Source organism: Kitasatospora sp. NPDC040550 (assembly GCF_055594965.1).
The window spans coordinates 1-22,398 of record NZ_JBVIWC010000016.1 but is presented as its reverse complement, the minus strand read 5'-3'; the positions used below and the strand labels follow the sequence as shown (position 1 = coordinate 22,398).

Sequence of the window (22,398 nt, the reverse complement as noted above, 5' to 3'; positions counted from 1 at the left end):
CGCCATGGCCACCATCACCATCGACAAGGTCTCCCGCTGGTTCGGGAACGTGGTCGCGGTCAACGACATCTCGATGTCGATCGGCCCCGGCATCACCGGCCTGCTCGGGCCGAACGGCGCGGGCAAGTCCACCCTCATCCACATGATGAGCGGCTTCCTCGCCCCCTCCAGCGGCGCGGTCACCCTGGACGGCGAGCAGATCTGGCGCAACCAGCAGGTGTACCGGCAGATCGGCCTGGTGCCCGAGCGGGAGTCGATGTACGACTACCTGACCGGCTGGGAGTTCGTCCTCGCCAACGCCGAACTGCACGGCCTGCCCCAGCCCGGCGCCGCCGCCCGGCGCGCCCTCGACCTGGTCGAGATGGCACCCGCCAAGGACCGCCGCACCGGGACGTACTCCAAGGGCATGAAGCAGCGGGTCAAGATGGCCTCGGCCCTGGTCCACGACCCGGCCGTGCTGCTGCTGGACGAGCCCTTCAACGGCATGGACCCGCGCCAGCGGCTCCAGCTGATGGAGCTGCTGCGCCGCTTCGGCGCGGACGGCCGGACGGTGCTGTTCTCCTCCCACATCCTGGAGGAGGTCGAGCAACTGGCCCGGCACATCGAGGTGGTGGTGGCCGGACGGCACGCCGCCTCGGGCGACTTCCGGCGGATCCGGCGGCTGATGACCGACCGGCCGCACCGCTACCTGGTCCGCTCCAGCGACGACCGCCGGCTCGCCGCCGCACTGATCGCCGACGGCTCGACCACCGGCATCGAGGTGGACGAGCGGGAACGGGCGCTGCGGATCGAGGCGGTGAACTTCCAGGGCTTCACCACCCTGCTGCCCAGGGTCGCCCGGGAGGCCGGCATCCGGCTGTACACCGTGTCCCCGGCGGACGAGTCGCTGGAGAGCGTCTTCTCCTACCTGGTCTCGGCATGACCCCCGGCCCCACCCGCGCCACCCACCGGACCCAGGAAGGGGTCGACCGACCATGAACCCGACCGTCGCCAGGCTGACCCTGCGCGGCCTGCTCGGCCGCCGCCGCGGCGCGCTGCTGCTGGTGGCCCCGGCGCTGCTGCTGATCGTCGCGGCGATCGCCGCCGGGTCGAGCGGCGACGCGCACAGCCTGACCGTCAAGATCCTCGGCCAGCTGGACCTCGGCACCCTGCTGCCGATCCTCGGCCTGGTGATCGGCACCGGGGTGATCGCCACCGAGATCGACGACGGCTCGATCGTCTACCTGCTGGCCAAGCCGCTGCCGCGCTGGCAGATCGTCACCACCAAGCTGGCCGTCGCGATCGGCACCACCTGGGTGTTCGCCGCCGTCCCGACGCTGCTCGCCGGGCTGCTGCTGTACGGGACGAAGGACGGCGTGGCGCTCGGCTACACCGTCGCGGTGCTGGTCGCCGGGGCCGCGTACAGCGCCCTGTTCCTGCTGCTCGGCGTGGTCACCCGGCACGCGGTGGTGGCCGGGCTGGCGTACGCGCTGATCTGGGAGTCGCTGATCGGCAACTTCGTCGAGGGCGCCCGCACGCTGAGCGTCCAGCAGTGGGGCCGGGCGGTCGCCGAGGCGGTCGCGGGGGACAACGCGATCGGTGCCGACGTGTCGCTCGGGGCGGCCGTCCCGCTGCTGCTGGTGGTCGCCGTCGGGGCGACCGTGCTGGCCTCGGTGAAGCTGGCCGGGCTGACCCTGGCCGCCGAGGAGTAGGCCGCGCCTCGTGCGACAGGGCCCGGACTCCCACGGAGTCCGGGCCCTGTCGGCGTTGCGGGGGAGTCCTACAGCGTCCGGTTCCGCCCGGCGCCGAAGCCGGCCGCGCCGACCACCAGGACCAGCACCAGCATCAGCACCAGGGTGGCGTCCCAGCCGCCGGTGAGCTGGTGCAGCGCCCCGGCGCCGACCGGGCCGGCCGCCGCGACCAGGTAGCCGATCGCCTGGGACATGCCGCCCAGCTGGGCGGCGCCGGCCGCGGTGCCGGTGCGCAGCACGATGAAGGCCAGGCCGAGGCCCAGCGAGCCGCCCTGGGCCAGGCCGAGGATGGTCGCCGACACCCAGGCGCCGGAGACCGGGGCGACCAGCAGCAGGGCGATGCCGAGCCCGTTCAGGACGGCCATGGTGACGGCGAGGGCGCGCTGGCTGGTCATCCGGCCGGCCATCAGCGGCACCAGGAAGGCGCCGGCCACCTGCACCAGGTTGGAGTAGGCGAAGACCAGGCTGGCCTGGCCGCGGTCCATGCCGTGGTCGGCCAGGATGGTCGGCATCCAGGCGACCAGGGTGTAGACCAGCAGCGACGAGATGCCCATGAACAGGCTGATCTGCCAGGCCAGCGGGGACTTCCAGATGCCCTCGATCGGTTTGCCGGGCCGGGCGGCCCCTCCGGGCCGGGCGTCCCGGGCGGGGGCGGCGGCCACCGCGGCCCGCTCCTGCCGGGAGCGCAGCACCTGCGGCAGCCAGGCCACCGCGGCGATCAGCGCCAGCAGCGACCAGGCGCCGAGCGAGGCCCGCCAGCCGCCGCCGAGCGCGTGCTCCAGCGGGACGGAGGTGCCGGCCGCGAGGGTGGCGCCGACCAGCATGGTGGTCGAGTAGACGCCGGTCATGGTGGCCGCGCGGTCCGGGAACTCCCGCTTGACCAGGCCCGGCATCGACACGTTCAGCACGGCGATGGCCACGCCGATCACCACGCAGCCCGCGTACAGCGCGAACACCGAGGGCAGCACCCGCAGCAGCACGCCGGCGCCCAGCACCAGCACCGCCCCGAGCACCACCCGCTCGGTGCCGAACCGGCGGGTCAGCCGGGGGGTGAGCGGGGCGCCGACGCCCTGGAACAGCACCGGGATGGTGGTGATCAGCCCGCCCGCGGTGGTGGACAGCCCGAAGGTGTGCTGGATCTCCTTGACCATCGGGGAGATCGCGGCCAGACAGGCGCGCATGTTCAGCGCGACCAGCAGGATGCCGATCAGCAGCAGCGCGGGGTGGGCCAGCCGGCTGCGGACGGGGAGCGGGGCGGGAGTGGTGACAACCGGCTGCGGGGCACGGGTGACGGCCATGGGTGTGCTGTTCTTTCCGGGGCTCGGGGTGGCGCGGGCACGGCGGGAGGAGGCCTCCACCGGCCGCGGGCAGGACGGGAGGGGAGCAGGCAGCGGGGCTGCGTGCGGACGTGGGGAGCAGGCAGCGGGGCTGCGTGCGGAAGCGGGGCCTGCGCCGTCCTACTTCCGGGCCGCGATGGCCGCGAGGAGCTGCTCGACGGCCGCGGTGGGCTCGGCGAGCAGCGCCCGACACGCCGTCTCGGCGCGGTCCGGGTCGCCGCTCTCGATGGCGTCCACCAGCGCCTCGTGGGTGGCCACGACCGCCTCGGGCATCTCGTGGTCGCCGAAGGCGGCCGTCATCGACTCGCGCACGGAGGCGCCGAAGTAGCGGTACACCTCGGCCAGCGCCGGGTTGTGCGCGGCCTCGACGACGGCGGTGTGGAACTCCAGGTCGTGCTCGACGGTGGCCTCGCGGCCGGCCCGCTCGGGGTGCCGGGCGAAGACCTCGGCCTCACGGGCCAGCGCGGCCCGCATCCGCCGGACGTCCTCGGGGGTGTGCCGCAGCGCGGCCAGTCGGGCGGCCTCGGTCTCCAGCGCGGCGCGGACCTCCAGGACGTCCCGGATGCCGGAGCGCTGGACGCCGCGGAGCACCGCCGCCGGGTCGCTGGTGGACCGTACGAAGGTGCCCTCGCCCTGCCGGGAGACCAGCATCCCGGCGTGCACCAGCACCCGGAGGGCCTCCCGCACGGTGTTGCGTCCGACCTGCAGCTGCTCGGCCAGCTCGTGCTCGGTGGGGATCTGCGATCCGACCGGCCAGGCCCCGCCGGCCAGCTGCTCGCGCAGCCGGTCGATCGCGGTGTCCACCAGGGAACGCCGCCCGGCCGCCTGCAGGCCGTTTCCGTCGCCGCTCATGCCGGGCCTCCCTTCGCACACCACTCATCGGTCGTCGGTCATCCTACAACCGCTTGCCCGGTCATCCTACAACTGGGGGTGAACCGTCCGTGAACGTGTCCCGGGGGGCGCTCAGCGCGTCGGGTAGAGGCGCTCCAGGACGATCGCGACGCCGTCCTCGTCGTTGCCCGCGGTGACCTCGTCGGCGACGGCGAGCAGTTCCTCGTGGGCGTTGGCCATGGCCACGCCGTGCGCCGCCCAGCCGAACATCGGCACGTCGTTGGGCATGTCGCCGAAGGCGATGGTGTCGGCGGCGCGCACGCCCAGGCGGCGGGCGGCGACGGCCAGGCCGGTGGCCTTGGACAGGCCCAGCGGCAGCAGTTCGACCACGCCCGGGCCGGCCATCACCACGCCGACCAGGTCGCCGGCGGCGCGCCGGGCGGCCTCGGCGAGGCCGTCGTCGGTCAGCCCGGGGTGCTGGATGTAGAGCTTGCTGAGCGGGGAGGCGAAGAGCTCGCCGCGCTCGGCCCGGACGACCGGGAGGTCGGAGCCGATCAGCAGCTCGTAGCCGGGGCCGGCCAGCACCTGGCCGTCCAGGCCGTCCTGGTTGGCGGCGACGGCCAGCGGGCCGGTCTCGGCCTCGATCTTCTCGATCGCGACCGCGGCGAGCCGGCGGTCCAGGGTGAGCGAGGTGAGCAGCTTGTGGGCACCGGCGTCGTAGACCTGGGCGCCCTGGCCGCAGACCGCTATCCCGGTGTAGCCGATCTCGTCGAAGACCGGGCGGGCCCAGACGGCCGAGCGGCCGGTCACCACGATGTGCAGCGCGCCCGCGCCGGTGGCCGCGGCCAGCGCGGCGCGGGTGCGCTCGGAGACGGTTTCCGCGCTGGTGAGCAGGGTTCCGTCGAGGTCGGTGGCGACCAGCCGGTAGGGCAGGTCGCCACCGATCGGGTGGGTCGAGGAGGTCACTTGACCGGCTCGAGGACGGTCCGCCCGCCGAGGTACGGACGCAGCGCCTCGGGCACGACGACCGAGCCGTCGGCCTGCTGGTGGTTCTCCAGGATCGCCACGATGGTGCGCGGCACGGCGACCAGGGTGCCGTTCAGGGTGGCGAGCGGGCGGGTCTTGCCGTCCTCGCGCATCCGGATCGACAGCCGGCGGGCCTGGTACTCGGTGGTGTTGGAGGTCGAGGTGACCTCGCGGTACTTGCCCTGGGTCGGGATCCAGGCCTCGATGTCGAACTTGCGCACGGCCGAGGAGCCGAGGTCGCCGGAGGCGACGTCGATCACCCGGTACGGCAGCTCCAGCGCGTTGAGGAAGTCCTTCTCCCACTGGAGCAGGCGGCGGTGCTCGTTCTCCGCGTCCTCGGGCGTGGTGAAGACGAACATCTCCACCTTCTCGAACTGGTGGACCCGGATGATGCCGCGGGTGTCCTTGCCGTAGGTGCCGGCCTCGCGGCGGAAGCAGGACGAGTAGCCGGCGTAGCGCAGCGGCAGCTTGTCGGCCTCGATGATCTCGTCCATGTGGTACGCCGCCAGCGGGACCTCGCTGGTGCCGACCAGGTACTTGTCCTCCTCGGGGAGGTGGTACACGTTCTCGGCGGCCTGGCCGAGGAAGCCGGTGCCGTCCATGGCGGCCGGGCGGACCAGGGCCGGGGTGATCATCGGGATGAAGCCGGCCGCGGTGGCCTGGGCGATCGCCATGTTGACCAGGGCGAGCTCCAGCAGCGCGCCGGGACCGGTCAGGTAGTAGGAGCGGGCACCGGCGACCTTGGCGCCGCGCTCGGTGTCGATCGCGCCCAGCAGCTGGCCCAGCTCGACGTGGTCGCGGGGCTCGAAGCCCTCGGCGGCGAAGTCGCGCGGGGTGCCGATCTCCTCCAGGGTGACGAAGTCCTCCTCGCCGCCGACCGGGGCGGCCGGGTCGATGAGGTTCGCCAGGGAGCGGAGCAGGCGGTCCGCCTCCTCCTTGGCCGCGCCCTGTTCGGCGTCCGCGGCCTTGACCTCGGCGGCCAGCTCCTTGGTGCGCTGCAGCAGGGCGGTCTTCTCGTCGCCCTTGGCCTGGGCGACCTGCTTGCCGAGCACCCGCTGCTCGTTGCGCAGTTCGTCGAAGCGGCTGCCCGAGGACCGGCGCCGCTCGTCGGCGGAGAGGAGGGCGTCGACGATGTCGACGTCCTCGCCACGGACGCGCTGCGAGGCGCGCACTCGGTCAGGGTCCTCACGAAGCAGGCGAAGGTCAATCACAGGCCCAAGCGTACCGGGCGGCCGTTCCTCCACCGGTACCGGTTTTCCCCTGGGGATAACTCACCGGTTCCTGTGGATAACTCCTGTGGGGAACCTTCCGTCCCCAGCCCGGGGGCGGGTTATCCACAGGCCCCACCCCGGGCCTGTGGATGAGGGGTGGGGATCGGGATCCGCGGATCGAAACCAGGGAATTGAGGCTTCAAACCTCAATGAACCTTCTCGGGTGAGGGAATTGAAGCACTCGCACGGGTGATTTGCAGGCAAGCGGGTGACTCTGGTCCGATTAGTCATCTCTGCGACGCAAACCGATGGTCCGACCGGTTCTGGGCAATGGCTATACCGGTTTGTCGACTCATCCCCAGGGCTGTGGATAACTTCCGGCTGTGGACAGCGGGGAGGCCTGTGGACAGCGGCCCCCGGAGTCCGGGGTTCCTGTGGATGACGGGACGGTCACCCGCCGCGTTCGATCGGGCCGGTCGATAACGGTCGGAAAAGGTCAGAAAGACACGAGATGACGCTCAGCTGTCCGGGACCGGCCCACCCCGGGGATCAGATCTCCCCGCGCCCGTCGAGCGCCCGGGAGAGCCAGTCCGCCGCCGCGGTGAAATCCTCGTCCGAAGTCCCCGGCCGCCGGTGCTTGGACACCTGCCGGTCCGCGCGCGGATAGGAGCCGAGGAACCGGACCTGCGGACTGATCCGCCTGAGCCCCATCATCGCCTCGGCCACCCGCCGCTCCGACAGGTGCCCCTCGCAGTCGATCAGGAAGCAGTAGCTGCCCAGCCCCTCACCGGTCGGCCGGGACTCGATCCGCATCAGGTTCACCCCGCGCACGGCGAACTCCTGCAGCAGCTCCAGCAGCGCACCCGGGTGGTCGTCCGGCAGCCAGACCACCATCGAGGTCTTGTCCGCCCCGGTCGGCGAGGAGACCCGCCCCGGACGGCCGACCAGCACGAACCGGGTGGTCGCGCTCTGCGCGTCCGCGATCTCCTTGACCAGCGGGTCCAGCCCGTAGATCGGCGCCGCGAACTCGCCCGCGAACGCCCCGTCGTACCGGCCCTCGGCGACCAGCCGGGCGCCGTCCGCGTTGGAGGCGGCCGACTCCCAGACCGCGTCCGGCAGGTTGGCCGCCAGCCACTTGCGCACCTGCGGCTGGGCCACCGGGTGGCTGGTCACCGTCTTGACCCCGGACAGCTCGGTGCCCGGCCGCACCAGCAGTGCGAAGGTGATCGGCAGCAGCACCTCGCGGTAGATCATCAGCGGTGCGCCGGCGGCCAGTTCGTCGTTGGTCGCGGTGACCGCGCCCTCCACCGAGTTCTCGATCGGCACGAACGCCCCGGCGGCCTCCCCGCCGCGCACCGCCTCCAGCGCCAGCGCCACCGAGGACAGCGGCACCAGCTCCCGGGTCGCCGCCTCGGGCAGGGTGTGCAGCGCCGCCTCGGTGAAGGTGCCGGCCGGGCCGAGGTAGGTGTAGCGGGTGGCCGACATGACGCCTCCGTTGCCAGGGGGTGGTGCCCGAGCCGGGTGCTGCCCGAGCGGGGTGGTGCCGAAGCAGTCACCATAACGAGTCCGCGGCCCCGGCATGACCGCGTTCCAGTGGCCGGGACCGCTCCTCGCGCGGAGGCGCTACCCGTCCAGGAGCTGCTGCCCGAGGTAGCCCCCGGCCGGCACCCCCGGAAGGACGGCGTACAGCCCGCTGGCCTCGTGCCGGAGGAAGCGGGACAGTCCGTCGCCCCGGGAGAGCTTGCGCTGCACCGGGGTGAAGCCCTTGCGCGGGTCGGCCTGGAAGGCGAGGAAGAGCAGCCCGGCGTCCGGCGAGCCGTCCGGCAGCGCCCCGTCGTGGTACGAGAAGCCGCGCCGCAGCATCGCCGCCCCGCCGTTGCCCGCCGGGGCGGCGACCCGTACGTGGGCGTCGGCGGGGACGGCGAGCCCGCCGTCCGGGCCCTGGGCGGCGAGGTCCACCGGGGTGCCCTCGCCCGAGCCGGCCGGCGCGCTCAGCGGCGAACCGTCCGACTTGCGCCGGCCGATCACCCGTTCCTGGCGGTCCACCGGCAGCTCCTCCCAGTGGTCCAGCAGCATCCGGATCCGCCGGAACACCAGGTACGAGCCCCCGGCCAGCCAGGCCGGCTGGTCCCCGCCGGGGGCGCAGAACACCTTGGCGGCGAAGCCGTCCTCGCCGGGCCTGGGGTTGTTGGTGCCGTCGATCTGGCCCATCAGGTTGCGCCCGGTCACCGGGCGGGCGGCCGCGCCGGGGGTCCGGGCGAAGCCGGCCGACTGCCAGCGCAGGGCCGCCGTGCCGGCCGCCAGCTTCTGCAGGGTCCGCAGGGCGTGCACCGTCACCAGCGCGTCGTCGGCGCCGATCTGGACGAACAGGTCGCCGTCGCCGCGCGCCGGGTCCAGGGCGTCGCCGGGGAAGGCGGGCAGCGGTTCGAGGGCGGCCGGGCGGCGGTCGGCCAGCCCGGCCTTGTCGAACAGTGCGGCGCCGAAGCCGAGCGTGACGGTGAGCGAGCAGGGCCCGGCGTCCAGGGCGACCTGGTTGTCGAACTCCGCGGCCGGCTCCCCGGCGGTCAGCCGCTCGACCGCCCCGGTCCAGCGCCGCAACAGGGCGCGCAGCCCGTCCCGGCCGGCCCCGTCGACCAGGTCGAAGGCGGCCAACTGGACGCGGGCCTGGGCGGGTTCGAGGATGCCGGCCTGGTGCTCGGCGCGGAACGGCACCCGGCCCGCGCCGAGTGCGCCGGCCCCGCCGCCGGACGCCTTCGGGTCGGCGCCCGGCCGGTCGTCGTAGGCGACCGCCCCGGCCGCGCCCGCCCCGGCGCCGACCAGCAGTCCGGCGCCGGCCGTGCCGAGCAGCGCCCGGCGGGTGAAGCCCGCCGGGCTTGTCATCTGGTCGTGCTCCACCGGGCTCATCCGATCTTGAACTGCTGGGTCGGGGTGGTCTGGTCGATGTCCGAGGAGCGGATCTGCACCGAGACCACCCAGGTGCCGGCCAGCGGGAGCTGGGTGGTGCCGCTCCAGCGGCCGGTGCCCGCCGCGGTGAGCGCGACCGGCAGCGGGCCGAGGTCGCGGTCCGGCAGGGTGAAGGCCAGCTGCACCTCGGGGACGTCCACCGGCTTGCCGTCCGCGCCGTCCAGCGCGAGCTCGACGCCGTTCGGGCCGGTCCGGGCCGGGTTGAGGGTGACGGTCGCGGTGCCCTTGGCGTTCGGCGTCCGGCCCTTGGTGTCGTACGGCAGCTTGAGCTCCACCGTGCGGCCGGGCTCGGTCTGCGGGGCCGCCGGGGCGGCGTTCCCGGCGCCCGGGGCGGCCGCGCCGCTCCCGGCCGCCTTGACCTCGCCCGCGACCCGCCCGGGCGGGGAGTTGGTGAGCATCGTGGTGACCACCAGCACCGCCACCGCGACCAGCGCCTCCACCAGCACCGAGCGGCGCAGCCCGGCCCGGGTCGGGGTCAGCCCGCGCTCGCGGCCGGCGGTGCGCGCGGCGGCCCGCTGCCGCTCCAGCTGGGCCCGCCGGACCGGGTCCTCGCCGTGCCCGACGGCGCCGACCGGCTCGGGCACCTCGGCCGGCTCGACCTCCGCCGCCTCGGCCGGGGCCGAGCGCAGCCGGGCCAGCCAGCCGCGGGAGATCCAGGCGACGCCCAGCATCACGACCACGCAGCCGCTCTTCACCAGCAGCAGCTTCCCGTACTCGGTGCCGGTCAGCGCGCTCCAACTGCCCAGGCCCCGCCAGGACTGGTAGACCCCGGTGACGGCCAGCACGGCCACCGAGCCGAAGGCGACCCGGGAGAAGCGGTCCACCACCTCGGCGCCGACGCCCTCGCGCAGCGCGACCAGCAGCGAGGCCAGCCCGCCCAGCCAGAGCGCCATCGCGATCAGGTGCAGGATGCCGAACGGCAGGGCCAGCCAGACCTGGATGCCCACCGAGGCGTGGTCGGCGCCGACCCAGGTCGCGGAGAGCGCCACCGCGAGCACCAGTCCGGCCACGCCCAGGCCGATCCGGGCCTCGCGCTGCGGCCGTTCGGCGGCCCGCTGCTCCAGCTCGCGCAGCTCGGCGGCCTCGGTGTCGTCGCCGTGCGGTTCCGAGCCCGCGCCCGTGTCCGTGTCCGTGCCAGTGTCCGCGCCCGTGCCCGTGGCCGGCCTGGGCGGCTGCCCCAACTGCCCGACCAGCAGCGACAGGAAGATCCCGGCCGCCGCGAGCAGCAGCAGCCGGGCCGCCAGCGCGGTGCCGATCCGCTCGTCCAGGGTGGCGCGCACCAGCGACAGGTCCAGGGCCTGGCCGATACCGGAGCCGCGCTCGTACGGGCCGCGCAGCATCAGCACCGCGACGGTCGAGGCCAGCAGCGCCGTCCAGCCCGTCATCAGCAGCCGCTGCACCGGGCGCCGGGCGGCGCCGGCCGGCCAGCAGACCAGCACGAAGGCGGCGACCCCGGCGAGCAGCGCGAAGGCGGCGTACGCGACGGTGCGGCCCGTTCCGTACAGGGCGGCGACCAGGCCGTCGGCCTCGGCGCCCTGCAGCGCGGTGGTGGACACCGAGGTGTCCGAGGGGGCGCCGATGGAGAAGGTGAACGCCCCGCCGACCGGGTGGGAGTCCTCCGAGACGGCCCGCCAGGCGACGGTGTACGTGCCGTTGGCGAGGCCGCTGTCGAGGCCGACCCGGGCGGTGTTGCCCTTGCCGTCGGCGTGCGCCGGGTTGCCGGTGTCCACGGCCTTGCCGGCCGGGTCGAGCACCCGGACGGAGTCGCTCGACAGCGACACCGCCTCGCTGAAGGTCAGGGTCACCGCCGGCGGGGCGGTGGCGACCACCGAGTTCTGCGCCGGGTCGGTGGAGTCCAGGGTGGCGTGCGCGGACGCCGGGGCGGCGCCGGCGAGCATCAGCGCGAGCAGCGTGCCGAGCGTTCCCAGCGCCGCGGCGACGCGCAGCGGGACGCTCCGGCGGCGCGCGGCCGGTGGCCGTGACGCGCTGCGGGGGTGGGCGGCCTTCTCCATGCTGGCGGGTCCCTAACTCTGGCCGGGGCGGTAGGTGAGCTCCTTGACCGGCACCTTGACGGAGATGGTGCCGGACTTGGCGAAGGTCAGGTCGAGCTCCAGCTCGTCGCCGAGGGCGGGGGCCTTCTGCCAGTCCATGATCATCAGATGGGTGCCGCCGCGGGCGAGCTGCAGCGCGCCGTGCGCGGGCACGTCCAGGCTGTTCACCTGCTCCATGGTCGAGGCGGTCGAGCGGTGCATGGTGACCGATCCGGCGGCCGGGCTGGTCACCTTGACCAGTTGGTCCGGTCCGCCGTCGTTGCGCACGGTCAGGTAGCCGGCGCCCATCCCGCCCGCCGGGGGCAGCGGGATGTAGGAGTCGGCCACGCTCAGCCTCGCCGGACCGGCGTCCGCCGAGCCGCCGTCCTGGCCGCCCGTCCCGCAGGCGGCGAGTATCGCGCCGCCGCCGAGGACCGTCGCCAGCACCGCCCCGGCCAGGGCCGAGCGGCGGAACCGCCGGTTCGCCGACATCACGCCGCGACCCCCTTGGCGAGCAGCGGCAGGTCGTGCTCGTAGGTCTTCTCCTCGGTGCCGCTCATGTAGAGCACGTGCGCCTTGTCGTCCGAGGGGAGGAAGGCCAGCACCTGCGCGCCGTGGGTGGAGGTGACGGTGCCGTCCGCGTTGACCACCGGGTCCTCGATCATGATGCCGAGCGACTTGGCGGCGGTCTTCACCTTCGCCAGGTCGCCGGTGAGGCCTATGAAGTCGGTGCCCATCGAGTCCAGCCAGGTGCGCAGCACCTTGGGGGTGTCGCGCTGCGGGTCGGTGGAGACGAAGACGACGTTGACCTTCTTGCGGTCCTCCGCGGAGAGGGCCTTCATCGCGACCCCGACGTCGCCCATGGTGGTCGGGCAGACGTCCGGGCAGCTGGTGTAGCCGAAGAACAGCAGGGTGGCCTTGCCGTTGGTCTGCTGCCGCAGGTCGTACGGCCGGCCCGAGGTGTCGGTCAGCTGGAGGTCCGGCTTCTCGAAGTTCTTGGCCAGCTTGGTGCCCTGGTACGGGGTGTCCTCTTTCTGCTGGGTCACCTTGGCGGCGGACGAGCCGCCGCCGCCGGAGGAGCCGCAGGCGGACAGGGTCAGCGCGGCGGCCAGGGCGAGGGCGGCGGCGCCGGCCAGTCGGGTGGAACGGGCGGTGCGGGGCATGGTGGATCCGATCGGACGCGGTGGACCGCCGGCGGGGCCGTACCGGGAGGGGTACGGCCCCGCCGGCGAGGGGTCAGGAGGCGGAGCCGCTGTTCTTGCGGCGCAGGCCGAGCACGCCGACGGCGGTGCCGATCACGCCGACGACGATGCCGACCACGCCGAGGGTGCGGGCGGTGCTGTCGCTGGACTTGGCGTCGCCGCCGGCGGCGTGGTCGGAGCTGTCGCCGTGGGCGCCGGCGGCCGGGGAGGCGGTGGCGGAGGCGTCGTGGTGGTCGTCACCGGCGGCCTTGGTGAGCTTGAGGGCCGGGGCCGGGTGGGCCGGCTCGGGCTGGCCGGCCGCGGCCTCGTCGATCCAGCGGACCACGTCGCCGTTGTCGTAGGTCTGCAGGGCCTTGAAGACCATGCTGTCGGCGTCGGTCGGCAGCGGGCCGAGCGAGACCCGGAACTCCTGGAACTGGCCGGGGGCGATCTTGGTGCCCGGGTCGGCGGTCCAGGTGATCTTGGAGACGGCCTCGTTGACGTCGCTGCCGTGCACCTTGATCGGCTTGTCGAGCTTGGCCTTCTCGACGGCGGCCGTCCAGCCCGGCAGCGGCAGGGTCCGGACCGAGGCCAGCGGGTGGTCCAGCGGCAGGTTGACCTCCAGCTTCACCGTGCTCGCCGTGTCGCTCTCGTTCGGCACCCGGAAGTCGACGGCCGTGTAGCCGCCCTGCGCGGCCGAACCCGGGTTCACGGTGACGTGCGCGAAGGCGGGGCCGGCCAGCGCCACCACCGAGGCGGCGGCGGTCAGGGCGACGGCGGCGAGACGGCGGGTGGGAAGGGAACGCATGATGGGGTCTCCGATCGGAGCTCGGCACGTGACCGCCGCTCTCGGCGGCGGGCTGCACGCGCGGACGTGGGGGCAGGACCAGGGGCCGCCGTCGCCGTGGACGGACGGAGCGGCCCGGACACCGCGCACCGCACCCGGTCGGCCGACACCCCTCCTCGGGGTGCGCCGCAACGCCGGATCAGTACGCGAAGGCCCCGCACGGCGGCCCGCGCCGCACCACGCTGTGCCGCAGCACCGCACCCGCGGGCAGCCGGCTCCCGCCGCCACCCGCACCGAACCGGCGGACCGGACCGGCCACGCCGAACAGACCGCGCAGCAACGCGGCCACCAGCACCAGCGCCGAGCGCAGCGGCGCCGCCCAGTGCTCCCGGGCCGCCGACGCCGCCACCCGCAGCAGCCGCCACAGCGCCGCCTCACCGCGCCGCAGCCACCAGCCCGCCACCAGCGCGGCGACCAGGTGCCCGGCCAGCATCGACGGCGTCATCCCCAGCACGCCGCCCTGCTGCCACCAGGGCGCGGCGGCGAACGCGTGCGGATCCAGACCCGCCGAGGAGACCAGCTGCTCCGGCGAGGTGCCGGCGGGCAGGCCCACCAGCGTGCCCGGCCGGGCCTCGTTGCAGATCAGCCGGCCGGCCGCCTGCGGCATGCTCATCGGCACGCCGTCGTGCATCCCGTGGCCGCCCAGGCCGTGGAACAGACAGTGCAGCCCCAGCTGACCCGCGCCCAGCGCGGCGGAGATGGCCGGCAGCGAGCGCTCCCGCCCGCCGCACGCCACCGCGAACACCAGCACCGCGGCGAAGCCCGTCGCCAGCGCGACCGGCGGCACGTTCCCGCCACCCGCCAGCGCGTGCCCGGCGGCCGCTATCAGCGTGCACACCAGCGCGAACGGGACCGCCCGGGCAAGCCGCAGGTCCCAGGCGGCCCCCACCGGCCGGGCCGGCTGCGTCGCATCGACGACGGGGGTGCCCTGGAACGGGGCGGCGGGGAGGGCAGTCATGGCCGGGACATCATCTCATCGCGTACACCACCGACACGGGCAGGGTGGGAAATCCCTACGAATGCCCCGTTCAGCCGCGGCGTGCACCCCACCGCATGCGCCCTCCGGCACAGACCCCCGTCCCCAGTCCATCCGCCGAACGGGCGGTAGCCGCCCCCGGGCACGGTTCACCGCCGAATCGCCCGGAGATACCTAGTTGTATGTGGAGCCGCAGCCAGGAGGGACCTCCCGTGGACATCTGGTGGACTCTGCACCTCAAGCGCGACCCGGCCAGCGTTCCGCTGGCCCGGCGCATCCTGCTCGGTGCCATGGCGACCGCGGGCGTCGACCCCCAGATCGCCGACGACCTCGGCGTCGCCCTCACCGAGGCCTGCGCCAACGCCGTGGAACACGGCGCCACCGGCCGGCCCGACGACGGCTTCCAGGTCACCGCCGCCATCAGCGGCGACCGGCTCCGGATCGAGGTCACCGACTCCGGCCCCGGCCTGCCCGCCCCCAGCGCCCCGCCCGCCCGCCGCCCGGCCGCCCCCGCCCCGGCCGGCCACGCGCCCCGCCGCCCCCGCCGGGGCCGCGCCACCGTCCCGGCCCGCGTGCTCACCGCCCACCGCCCCCGCCGCGACGGCCACCCCTACGACACCCACGTCCTCCCCCACCGCCCCGCGGCCCCCACCCTCCGCCCGGTCGACCTCGACACCCTCCCCGACCTCACCGCCGAATCCGGCCGCGGCCTCTTCCTCATCCACGCCCTCACCGACCACGTCCAACTCCGCAACCACCCGCTCCGCGGGGCCATCGTCAGCTTCGACAAGATCCTCAAGTGGCAGGACGGCGCGCTGCTCCAGGCGGCCTCGTAGGGCGGGCCGCGCGGCGCCGGCACTCCGATGCGGCGGCCGGGCCGCCGGGTCCTCCACCGTGTGGGGGCTCGCTCGGGGCCGGCGAGTCCGGGCCCCGCCGGTCATCCTGGCGGCGCAGCCGCTCGCGGCGCGGGTGACCGTCGGCGCGCGGGGCCGTCCGGCGACCTCCGTCCGTCAGTCGGTGGTGGGGCGGCGGCGGGTGAGCAGGCGGAGGGTGGTGCCGAGGAGGAGGGCGGTGGTGCCGGCGATGGCGAGGGGGCGGGTGGCGGTGCCGGCGCCGGTGTCGGCGAGGTGGGTGGGGGTGGTGGCGCTGGGGGGCTGGGCGTGGTCGGCGGGGGTGAGGGCGCCGGTGTAGGTGGCGGTGAGCTGGGGGCAGGTGTACTTCTTCGCCGGGGCGGAGCCGCTCGGGAGAACCTCGGACTTGGCGGTGAAGGTGAGGCGGTGCTCGCCGTGCGGGGTGCCGGCGGTGAGCCGGACCTGGAGGGTGAGCCGCTGGCCCTGGGGGACCTGGTAGGCGCCGGTGCTGGCCGGGGTGCCGGTGACGGTGAGGGGCTTCCAGGCGCCGGCGCCCGCGCGCAGTTCCAGCGGGAGGCTGCCGCTGCCGTCGGCGAGGGCGACGGTGGTGGCGAGCTGCTTCACCGTGGCGGTGCTGGTGTTGGTGAAGGTGACGGCGAGTTCGCCCGGGGTGCCGGTGGTGCCGGTGGCCGGTATCGGGTCGGCGGTGATGCCTTCCGGGCAGTCGGCGGGGGCGGTCGGCGCCGGGGTCTCGGCGGGGGTTCCGGTGGGCGTCGCGCCGGGCGTCGTGGCGGGCGTCGTGGCGGGGGCGGTGGTCGGGGTGTCGGAGGCGAACGCGGGGACCGTGGCGAGGGCGACCGGACCGGCGGTGAGCACGAGCAGGGTGCAGGCGGCGGGAAGGCGGGCGGGTCGCATCGGCGGGCTCCAGCGGTGGGGTCGGGTGTCGCTCTCCGGGAAGACCACCGAGGGGCCCGAACGGTTGTCCGCGCCCCTCGGTTCATTTCACGCGGGATCAGCTGTGCGCGCCCGCCTTGCGGCGGCGCAGGACGAACAGGGTACCGGCGCCGGCGGCCAGCACTGCGGCGCCGCCGAGGGCGATCGGCAGGGTGGTGGAGGAGCTGCCGGTCTCGGCCAGGTGCGGGCCGGCCGACGGGGAGGCGGAGGCCGTGACGGCTGCGGCGGGCACGGTGGCCGGCGTGGTGGCCGGCGTGGTGGAGCCACCGGCCTCGGCGACGTGGAACTCGCCCAGGTAGTCGTCGAGGAACTGGGTGCAGGCCTGGGGCTTGTTGTTGGCCGGGGTGGGGACCTTGTCGTTGTCGAAGGCGTCCGAGCCGGCCTCGTAGTTCGCGCCGTAGCGGCCGACCGGGGCCTTGGCGGTGGCGGCGATCCGGACCTTGTAGGTGAGCTTCTCGCCCTTGGCCAGCTTGAACTCGGGGGTGATGAGGCTCCGGTCGTTGAGCTGCGCGGGCTTCCAGCCGTCGCCGGTGTTCAGCTGAACGTCGAAGAACGCGGTGCTCCACTGGACCGGGAAGTCGCCGTCGAACTCGTCGGTGACGTAGAGGGAGTTGTGGACCACCGGCAGGTCGACGCCGCTCTTGTTCTCCCAGGTCACGGTGACTTCGGCAGCCGGTCCGCCCTTGACCAGGGTGGTCCCGTACAGGCCGGTGCCGGTGGCCTTGAGCAGGGCGCTCTGGTAGACGCCGCCGTGGCACCGGTTGTCGACGGTCGGCTTCGGTACCGGCTTGACGGTGGGGGTGACCGGGGCGCTCGGCGTGGTGGTCGCGGAGGCGCTCGGCGCCGGGGTGCTCGGGGCGGTGGTCGCGGTCGCGGTACCGGTCGGGGCCGGGGTCGGGGAGGCGGTGATCCCGACGGCGTTCGCGGTGGCGGCGCCGGCCGTGGCACAGAGGGTGAGTGCCGTCAGCGCGGAGGCGGCGAGGAGACGGGAAGAGCGCACGCGGACTAGCTCCATCTTTGAGTGGAATACGGGGTTTTTCGGGCGACTTGGGGCTTCGGCGAGGGCCGTCGGCACTGGTTCGCCCGCGCACCCTACCGGGGTGGGGTGCCGGCGCTGCGGGCGGGGACGGGGTGCGGGGTGCTCCGGTTGCCGGGCCGTGGGGGCGGCCGGACGATGGGGGGCATGATGCACCAGATGCGAGCCGAGTTCGGCCCCGAGGGGGAGGCCGGCGGGGTGCGGCTGTGGCACGTGGTCCGGGGGTCGCAGAGCGTGGCGATGTGCGGCCGGGAGCTCGATCCCGGGGCGCCGGTGCGGGAGGCGGTGGACTGGGGGCGGACCCCGGAGCTGTGCTGCCACACCTGCGGGGCGTACTTCCTGCGCGAGGCGCCGTACCTGTCGGCCGAGCACCAGTGAGCGGCCGGGCGCTACGGTGCTCGGTATGGAGGAATCGCTGGTCCGGCCCCGGTCGCTGACCGTCGAGGCCGCGGGGCTGCGCTCCGGCCTGCCCGGGCTGTCCGAGTACGTCGACCGGTTCTGCGGGCTGGTCGAGCGGGTGGACCCGCTGCTCCACGCGTTCGTGGCGGAGCCCGGGCGGCACGACCGACTGCGCGCGCGGGCACGGGAGTTGGCCGCGCGGTACCCGGAGCCGGCCGGGCGGCCGCCGTTGTACGGGGTGGCGGTGGGGATCAAGGACATCGTCCACGTGGACGGGCTGCCCACGCACGCCGGGTCCGCGCTGCCGCCGGGTGTGCTGGCGGGGCCGCAGGCCGTGGTGGTGGACCGGCTGCTGGCGGCGGGGGCGATGGTCGCGGGCAAGACGGTGACCGCCGAGTTCGCCGCGACCGCCCCGGGTCCGACCCGCAATCCGCACCGGCCGGGGCACACCCCGGGGGGTTCGAGCAGTGGGTCGGCGGCGGCGGTGGCGGCCGGGCTGGTGCCGTTGGCGGTCGGCACCCAGACGGTGGGTTCGGTGATCCGGCCGGCCGCGTACTGCGGGGTGGTGGGGTTCCGGCCGACGTACGGGCGGATCCCGTTCGCGGGCGTGATCCCGAACGCGCCGAGCTTCGACACCCTGGGCGTGTTCACCGCCGAGCTGGCGGGCGCGGCGCTGGTGGCCCCGCTGCTGTGCGAGGACTGGCGGCCCGGGGAGGGGGAGGCGGTGGCGGCCCCGGTGTGCGGGGTGCCGGACGGGCCGTACCTGGAGCGGACGGAGCCGGCCGCGCGGCGGGCCTTCGAGGAGCAGGTGGCACGACTGGTGCGGGCCGGGGTGACGGTGCGCAGGGTGCCGCTGTTCCCCGACTTCGCCGAGGTGACGCGGCAGGTGCAGTTCGTCAACCGGTTCGAGCTGGCCCGCAGCCATGCCGACTGGTTCGCCCGTTTCGGCGGCCTGTACCGGCCGGAGACGGTGGCGAGCATCCGGGTCGGGCAGGGGGTCTCGGCGGCGGAGCGGGCGGCCGCGCTGCGGTTCCGGGAGCGGCTGCGGGAGCGGGTGGCCGGGGCGGCGGCCGCCGCCGGGGTGGACCTGTGGCTGGCGCCCGCGGCGACCGGCGGGGCGCCGGAGGGCTTGCACGACACCGGGAACGGGGTGATGTCGCTGCCGTGGAGCTTCCTCGGCCTGCCCGCGGTGAGCCTGCCGGCCGGCCGGACGGCGGACGGGCTGCCGCTCGGCCTCCAGCTGGTCGGCGCGGCGGGCGGGGACGAGCGGCTGCTCGCCGGGGCCGCCGTGCTGGAGTGGGCGTTGGGCCAGGGGGTGGGGTAGCGGCCGGTGCGGGTGGCGGCTCAGGCGAGCGCCGGGTCGGCCGGGTCGGTGGCGGCGGTGCGGAGCAGGCCCGGCAGGAGGCGGCCGGCCCGCTGGTAGGGGACGTCGTCCTGGTGCAGGACGGCCTGGGCGTTGGCCGCCTCCAGGACGGCGATCAGCGCGAAGGCGAGGTCGTCGAGGTTGGCGTCGGGGCGCAGGGTGCCGGTGCCGCGGGCCGCGGCGAGGGCCTCGACGACGGTGTCGTGCCACTCCCGGGCGCAGTCGGCCAGGGCGTCCCGGACGGCGCCGGGGCGGGCGTCGAACTCGGCGGTGACCTGGTAGAAGAAGCAGCCGCCGGGGAAGACCCGGGCGCGGGAGTAGGCGAGCCAGCTCTCGCAGAGCGCGCGGGCCCGGGTGAGGCCGGGCGGGATGTCGGCGACCGGGGTGAGGACGGCGTCGGCGAAGATCCGGCGGGCGGCGCGGACGGTGGCGAGCTGGAGCTCCTCCTTGGAGCCGAAGCCGGCGAAGACGCCGCTCTTGCTGAGTCCGAGGTCGGTGGCGAGGCGGCCGATGGACAGCGCGTCCAGGCCTTCGACGGAGGCGATCCCGACGGCGCGGCGCAGGACGGCCCGGCGGGTCTCCTCCCCGCGCAGGACCCGTCCGTCCGTGGTCGGTGCGGCCATGGTGCGCCCTCGTTCCTCGTCGCGGTGGGGTGTCGCCCAGGGTAGTGGGTCGGTCCGTGGGCGGACGGGGCCGGAGACCGTCGGCTCGGCCACCGTCGGCTCGGAGACCGTCGGCCCGTCGACCGTAAAACTGCACGAACGGTCGTGCTAATATCTCGCCCCGAGCAAGGAGCAAGGCCCAGGGAGCGCAGCACGCAGAGAGCAGGGGAGACCTGATGGACCCGGCCCAGGCACTGATCCGCACCGCCCTCAACCCCACCGCCCGGATCGCCCCCGGCCTGGCCGGGCGGGCGGCCTTCGAACTCTTCCGGCGCCCGCTGCGGCGCAGCCCGGTCCGGCCCGCCGAACGGGAGGTCCACCGCAGAGCGGCCCGCGAACCGCTCGCCGTCGACGGCAAACCCGTGGTCGGCTACCGCTGGGGCAGCGGCGAACGGCCCGTCCTGCTGCTGCACGGCTGGCGCTCCCGGGCCTCCCGTTTCGCGCCCTTCGTCCCCCGGCTGCGCGCCCTCGGCCTCAGTGTCCTGGCCTTCGACGCGCCGGGCCACGGCGACTCCGGCGGCCGCGCCACCAGCGTGCTGGAGTACCGCAAGCTGGCGCTGCGACTCCAGGACCGGTACGGGCCGTTCGAGGCCGTGGTGGCGCACTCGCTGGGCGTCTGCGCCGCCTTCGGCGCGCTCGGCGACGGTCTGCGGGCGGGCCGGCTGGCGGCCGTCTCCGGGGTGTCCGAGGTGGGCTTCTTCCCGGCCGCCTTCTGCGCCGGACTGGGCCTGGACGCCACCGTCGAGCGGGCGCTGCGCCACCGCATCGAGCGGGACCTGTTCGCCGGGGACGCCGGGGTCTGGGAGCGGTACGACGCCGCGCGCCGGGCGGCGGAGACCGGACTGCCGGTCCTGGTGCTGCACGACGAGGGCGACGACGTGGTGCCGCTCGGCCAGGCGCACCGCTTGAAGCGGGCGTACGGGGAGCGGCTCGACCTGGTGGTCACCCGGGGGCTCGGCCACCGCCGGATCGTCGCGGAACCGGCCGTGGTGGACCAGGTGATCGGATTCGTCTCCGCCGGAACGGGGGTCGCGGCCGCATGAGGATCGTCGAACTGCACGCGCGGGCCGTGGAGTTGGCCGTCGAGGTGGTGGCCGCCGTCCGGCCGGAGCAGCTGGACCGGCCCACCCCGTGCGAGGGGTGGACCCTGGGCGTGCTGCTGGCGCACTGCGTCGGCCAGCACCGGGGGTTCGCCGCGGCCGCCCGGGGCGCCGGGCCGGACCTGGCGCTGTTCGCGGACGCCCCGCTCGGGGCCGATCCGGCGGAGGACTTCCGCCGCACCGGCGCCGACCTCACCGCCGCCTTCCGGGAGGCGGCCGCCGCCGGGCGGGCGCTCTGGCTGCCCGAACTCCGCGTCGACGGGCCGTTCCCGCTCGACCTGGCCGTCGGCTTCCACCTGCTGGACACCCTGGTGCACGGCTGGGACGTCGCCGCGGCGCTGGGCGGCAGCGGGCGGCTGGTCGCGGCGGTGGAGGGCGAGGAGGAGCTGGTGGGTGCGCTGCTGGCGGTGACCGGGGCCGTCCCGGACACCCCGGAGTTCCGGGGGCCCGGTCGGCCGTTCGGGCCGGGGCTGGCCACCGGCGGCGGCGCGGGCCGGTTCGAGCGGGCGCTGGCGGTGCTCGGGCGCGACCCGGCCTGGCGGCCCCGGGGTCGGTCCGACCGGGGGAGTCGCGTGTCGGGGTGAGTCGCGTGTCGGGGTGAGTCACGCGCCGGGGTGGGTCATGCGTCGGGGTGGGTCATGCGTCGGGGTCGCGCCGCTCGTCCGGGAAACGCGGTCCGCCGATCAGGAAGAGCAGTGCGGCGGTCGGAAAGCCGAGCGCGGCGGCGAGCAACACGATGAACTGCCAGAACATCTTCCGCTCCTCGTCAGTCCCGGGCCGCTGGGGCACCCGAAGGTGGTGCCAAACCTGGCCGGCCCTGATTGGCCGAATTGTCCAGTCGTTATCCGACGGTATGGCCGAATCGCCCCCGCTGCCACCGGAAACCGGCCCCGGCCCGCGCCACACCGGCGCAGGGGTCTGGGCGCGGGCCGGGGGTGGCGGCCACACTGTCGGGATGCAGCTACAGCTCGCAGGGGAAGCACGGCGGCCCGACCGCGAGAGCGAGGACTTCGCGGCGGCCTCGCCGGAGGCACTGGTCCTGCTGGACGGCGCCAGTTCGCCGGCCGGTCTGGAGTCCGGGTGCCGGCACGGAACCGCCTGGTACGTCCGCCGGTTGGGGGTGCACCTGCTCGCCCGGCTCACCGACCGGGTGGACCGCTCGATCGCCGAGTGCCTGGCCGACGCCATCGTGGAGACGGCCGCGCTGCACGGCGGCCGCTGCGACCTCGGCCACGCCAACACGCCCGCGGCGATGGTGGTCGCGGCCCGGCGGCACGGCGAGTCGCTGGAGTACCTGGTGCTCGGGGACTCGCTGCTGGTGCTGGAGTTCAAGGACGGCCCGCCCAAGGTGATCGGCGACAACCAGCGCTTCCCCGGCGGGGAGGGGCTGCGCCGCCAGGTCTGGGCGACCGTCCCGGGGACGGCCGAGCGGGCCGCGCTGCACCTGGAGTACGTGCTGGCGGTGCGCGCCGCCCGTAACCGGGGCACCGGTCCGTGGATCGCCGCCGCCAGTCCGCGGGCCGCCGAGCACGCCGAGACCGGCTTCGTCCGGTTGGACCGGCTGCACGCGCTGGCCGCTCTCACCGACGGCGCCTCGCGCTACACCGAGCGCTTCGGGCTGGGCAGTTGGGGGGACGTGCTGCGGCTGCTCGCCGAGTCCGGGCCGGGCGAGCTGATCGCCCAGGTCCGCGAGGTGGAGCGGGCGGACGCGGGCTGCGAGCGCTGGCCGCGCGGCAAGACCCACGACGACGCCTCCGCCGTCTACGCGTTGCTGTAGCCGGCGGAGGCGCTGCCCGGGTGGTGCGGGATGCTCTTATGGATGTCAAGCAGCGGTTGTGAGCTTCTCGGCGGTGATCGGTGAGGTGCTGGGTGCGGTCAGGACTTGGTAGATCTCGCGGGC

General features: G+C 75.0%; 22 protein-coding genes. 8 read left to right on the top strand and 14 right to left on the bottom strand.

The features are described from left to right. Positions 1-4: 4 nt before the first annotated feature. Both ACZ58X_RS23220 and ACZ58X_RS23215 read left to right on the top strand, forming a co-directional pair. A complete protein-coding gene (locus ACZ58X_RS23220; RefSeq protein ID WP_470335523.1) occupies positions 5-922 on the top strand; it encodes an ABC transporter ATP-binding protein in 918 nt (305 codons plus the stop codon). A 52-nt stretch (positions 923-974) separates the two neighbouring features. Then, a complete protein-coding gene (locus tag ACZ58X_RS23215; RefSeq protein ID WP_470335522.1) occupies positions 975-1,691 on the top strand; it encodes an ABC transporter permease in 717 nt (238 codons plus the stop codon). A gap of 68 nt (positions 1,692-1,759) precedes the next feature. Here ACZ58X_RS23215 and ACZ58X_RS23210 read toward each other — a convergent pair whose 3' ends face one another. The 11 genes from ACZ58X_RS23210 to ACZ58X_RS23160 form a co-directional block, all read right to left on the bottom strand. Next, positions 1,760-3,028 (bottom strand): CynX/NimT family MFS transporter, encoded by a 1,269-nt coding sequence (locus tag ACZ58X_RS23210; protein ID WP_470335521.1) that lies wholly within the window; start codon positions 3,026-3,028, stop codon positions 1,760-1,762. 159 nt (positions 3,029-3,187) lie between these two features. After that, positions 3,188-3,919 (bottom strand): FadR/GntR family transcriptional regulator, encoded by a 732-nt coding sequence (locus ACZ58X_RS23205; protein WP_470335520.1) that lies wholly within the window; start codon positions 3,917-3,919, stop codon positions 3,188-3,190. A 111-nt stretch (positions 3,920-4,030) separates the two neighbouring features. Continuing rightward, complete coding sequence (locus ACZ58X_RS23200; protein ID WP_470335519.1) at positions 4,031-4,864, bottom strand: HAD family hydrolase; 834 nt, start codon at positions 4,862-4,864, stop codon at positions 4,031-4,033. Next, a complete protein-coding gene (gene serS, locus ACZ58X_RS23195) occupies positions 4,861-6,135 on the bottom strand; it encodes a serine--tRNA ligase (protein ID WP_380398178.1) in 1,275 nt (424 codons plus the stop codon). Before serS ends, ACZ58X_RS23200 begins: the two co-directional genes overlap by 4 nt. 549 nt (positions 6,136-6,684) lie before the next feature. Further along, positions 6,685-7,620, bottom strand: a complete 936-nt coding sequence (gene pheA, locus ACZ58X_RS23190) for a prephenate dehydratase (protein ID WP_470335518.1) — start codon at positions 7,618-7,620, stop codon at positions 6,685-6,687. Between the two features lie 138 nt (positions 7,621-7,758). Then, positions 7,759-9,015, bottom strand: coding sequence for an iron uptake transporter deferrochelatase/peroxidase subunit (gene efeB / locus ACZ58X_RS23185; RefSeq protein ID WP_470335517.1), 1,257 nt, complete (start codon positions 9,013-9,015; stop codon positions 7,759-7,761). A 20-nt stretch (positions 9,016-9,035) separates the two neighbouring features. Then, the gene (locus ACZ58X_RS23180; RefSeq protein ID WP_470335516.1) at positions 9,036-11,111 is read right to left on the bottom strand and encodes a copper resistance CopC/CopD family protein; all 2,076 of its coding nucleotides are present in this window, start codon (positions 11,109-11,111) and stop codon (positions 9,036-9,038) included. Between the two features lie 12 nt (positions 11,112-11,123). Further along, positions 11,124-11,621: a copper chaperone PCu(A)C gene (locus ACZ58X_RS23175; RefSeq protein ID WP_470335515.1), complete on the bottom strand. Its 498-nt coding sequence runs from the start codon at positions 11,619-11,621 to the stop codon at positions 11,124-11,126. Next, complete coding sequence (locus tag ACZ58X_RS23170; protein ID WP_470335514.1) at positions 11,621-12,292, bottom strand: SCO family protein; 672 nt, start codon at positions 12,290-12,292, stop codon at positions 11,621-11,623. Before ACZ58X_RS23170 ends, ACZ58X_RS23175 begins: the two co-directional genes overlap by 1 nt. A 73-nt stretch (positions 12,293-12,365) precedes the next feature. Continuing rightward, entirely contained in the window at positions 12,366-13,118 is a 753-nt protein-coding gene (locus ACZ58X_RS23165) for a YcnI family copper-binding membrane protein (RefSeq protein WP_470335513.1), read from the bottom strand. 178 nt (positions 13,119-13,296) lie between these two features. Beyond that, complete coding sequence (locus ACZ58X_RS23160) at positions 13,297-14,115, bottom strand: hypothetical protein (protein WP_470335512.1); 819 nt, start codon at positions 14,113-14,115, stop codon at positions 13,297-13,299. A 230-nt stretch (positions 14,116-14,345) separates the two neighbouring features. On the opposite strand from ACZ58X_RS23160, the gene ACZ58X_RS23155 reads away from it, so the two are divergent. Beyond that, entirely contained in the window at positions 14,346-14,969 is a 624-nt protein-coding gene (locus ACZ58X_RS23155; protein ID WP_470335511.1) for an ATP-binding protein, read from the top strand. A 174-nt stretch (positions 14,970-15,143) separates the two neighbouring features. Here the strand turns inward: ACZ58X_RS23155 and ACZ58X_RS23150 are convergent, their stop codons facing one another. Together ACZ58X_RS23150 and ACZ58X_RS23145 are read right to left on the bottom strand one after the other, a co-directional pair. After that, positions 15,144-15,899 carry a hypothetical protein gene (locus ACZ58X_RS23150; RefSeq protein WP_470335510.1) on the bottom strand — a complete coding sequence of 252 codons (756 nt, stop codon included), beginning with the start codon at positions 15,897-15,899 and terminating at the stop codon, positions 15,144-15,146. A gap of 97 nt (positions 15,900-15,996) precedes the next feature. After that, positions 15,997-16,938 carry an LAETG motif-containing sortase-dependent surface protein gene (locus tag ACZ58X_RS23145; RefSeq protein ID WP_470335509.1) on the bottom strand — a complete coding sequence of 314 codons (942 nt, stop codon included), beginning with the start codon at positions 16,936-16,938 and terminating at the stop codon, positions 15,997-15,999. A gap of 183 nt (positions 16,939-17,121) precedes the next feature. Here ACZ58X_RS23145 and ACZ58X_RS23140 point away from each other — a divergent pair, with 183 nt between their 5' ends. Both ACZ58X_RS23140 and ACZ58X_RS23135 read left to right on the top strand, forming a co-directional pair. Continuing rightward, positions 17,122-17,352: a hypothetical protein gene (locus ACZ58X_RS23140; protein ID WP_470335508.1), complete on the top strand. Its 231-nt coding sequence runs from the start codon at positions 17,122-17,124 to the stop codon at positions 17,350-17,352. Positions 17,353-17,377: 25 nt separating this feature from the next. Further along, positions 17,378-18,697, top strand: coding sequence for an amidase (locus ACZ58X_RS23135; RefSeq protein WP_470335507.1), 1,320 nt, complete (start codon positions 17,378-17,380; stop codon positions 18,695-18,697). Between the two features lie 20 nt (positions 18,698-18,717). Here the strand turns inward: ACZ58X_RS23135 and ACZ58X_RS23130 are convergent, their stop codons facing one another. Next, positions 18,718-19,359, bottom strand: a complete 642-nt coding sequence (locus ACZ58X_RS23130) for a TetR/AcrR family transcriptional regulator (RefSeq protein ID WP_470335506.1) — start codon at positions 19,357-19,359, stop codon at positions 18,718-18,720. 215 nt (positions 19,360-19,574) lie between these two features. On the opposite strand from ACZ58X_RS23130, the gene ACZ58X_RS23125 reads away from it, so the two are divergent. The 3 genes from ACZ58X_RS23125 (at position 19,575) to ACZ58X_RS23115 (ending at position 22,275) form a co-directional block, all read left to right on the top strand. After that, positions 19,575-20,441 (top strand): alpha/beta hydrolase, encoded by an 867-nt coding sequence (locus tag ACZ58X_RS23125; RefSeq protein ID WP_470335505.1) that lies wholly within the window; start codon positions 19,575-19,577, stop codon positions 20,439-20,441. Further along, entirely contained in the window at positions 20,438-21,082 is a 645-nt protein-coding gene (locus tag ACZ58X_RS23120; RefSeq protein ID WP_470335504.1) for a TIGR03086 family metal-binding protein, read from the top strand. The genes ACZ58X_RS23125 and ACZ58X_RS23120 overlap by 4 nt, the downstream gene beginning before the upstream one ends. Before the next feature lie 371 nt (positions 21,083-21,453). Further along, positions 21,454-22,275 carry an integrase gene (locus ACZ58X_RS23115; RefSeq protein WP_470335503.1) on the top strand — a complete coding sequence of 274 codons (822 nt, stop codon included), beginning with the start codon at positions 21,454-21,456 and terminating at the stop codon, positions 22,273-22,275. Positions 22,276-22,398 lie beyond the last annotated feature (123 nt).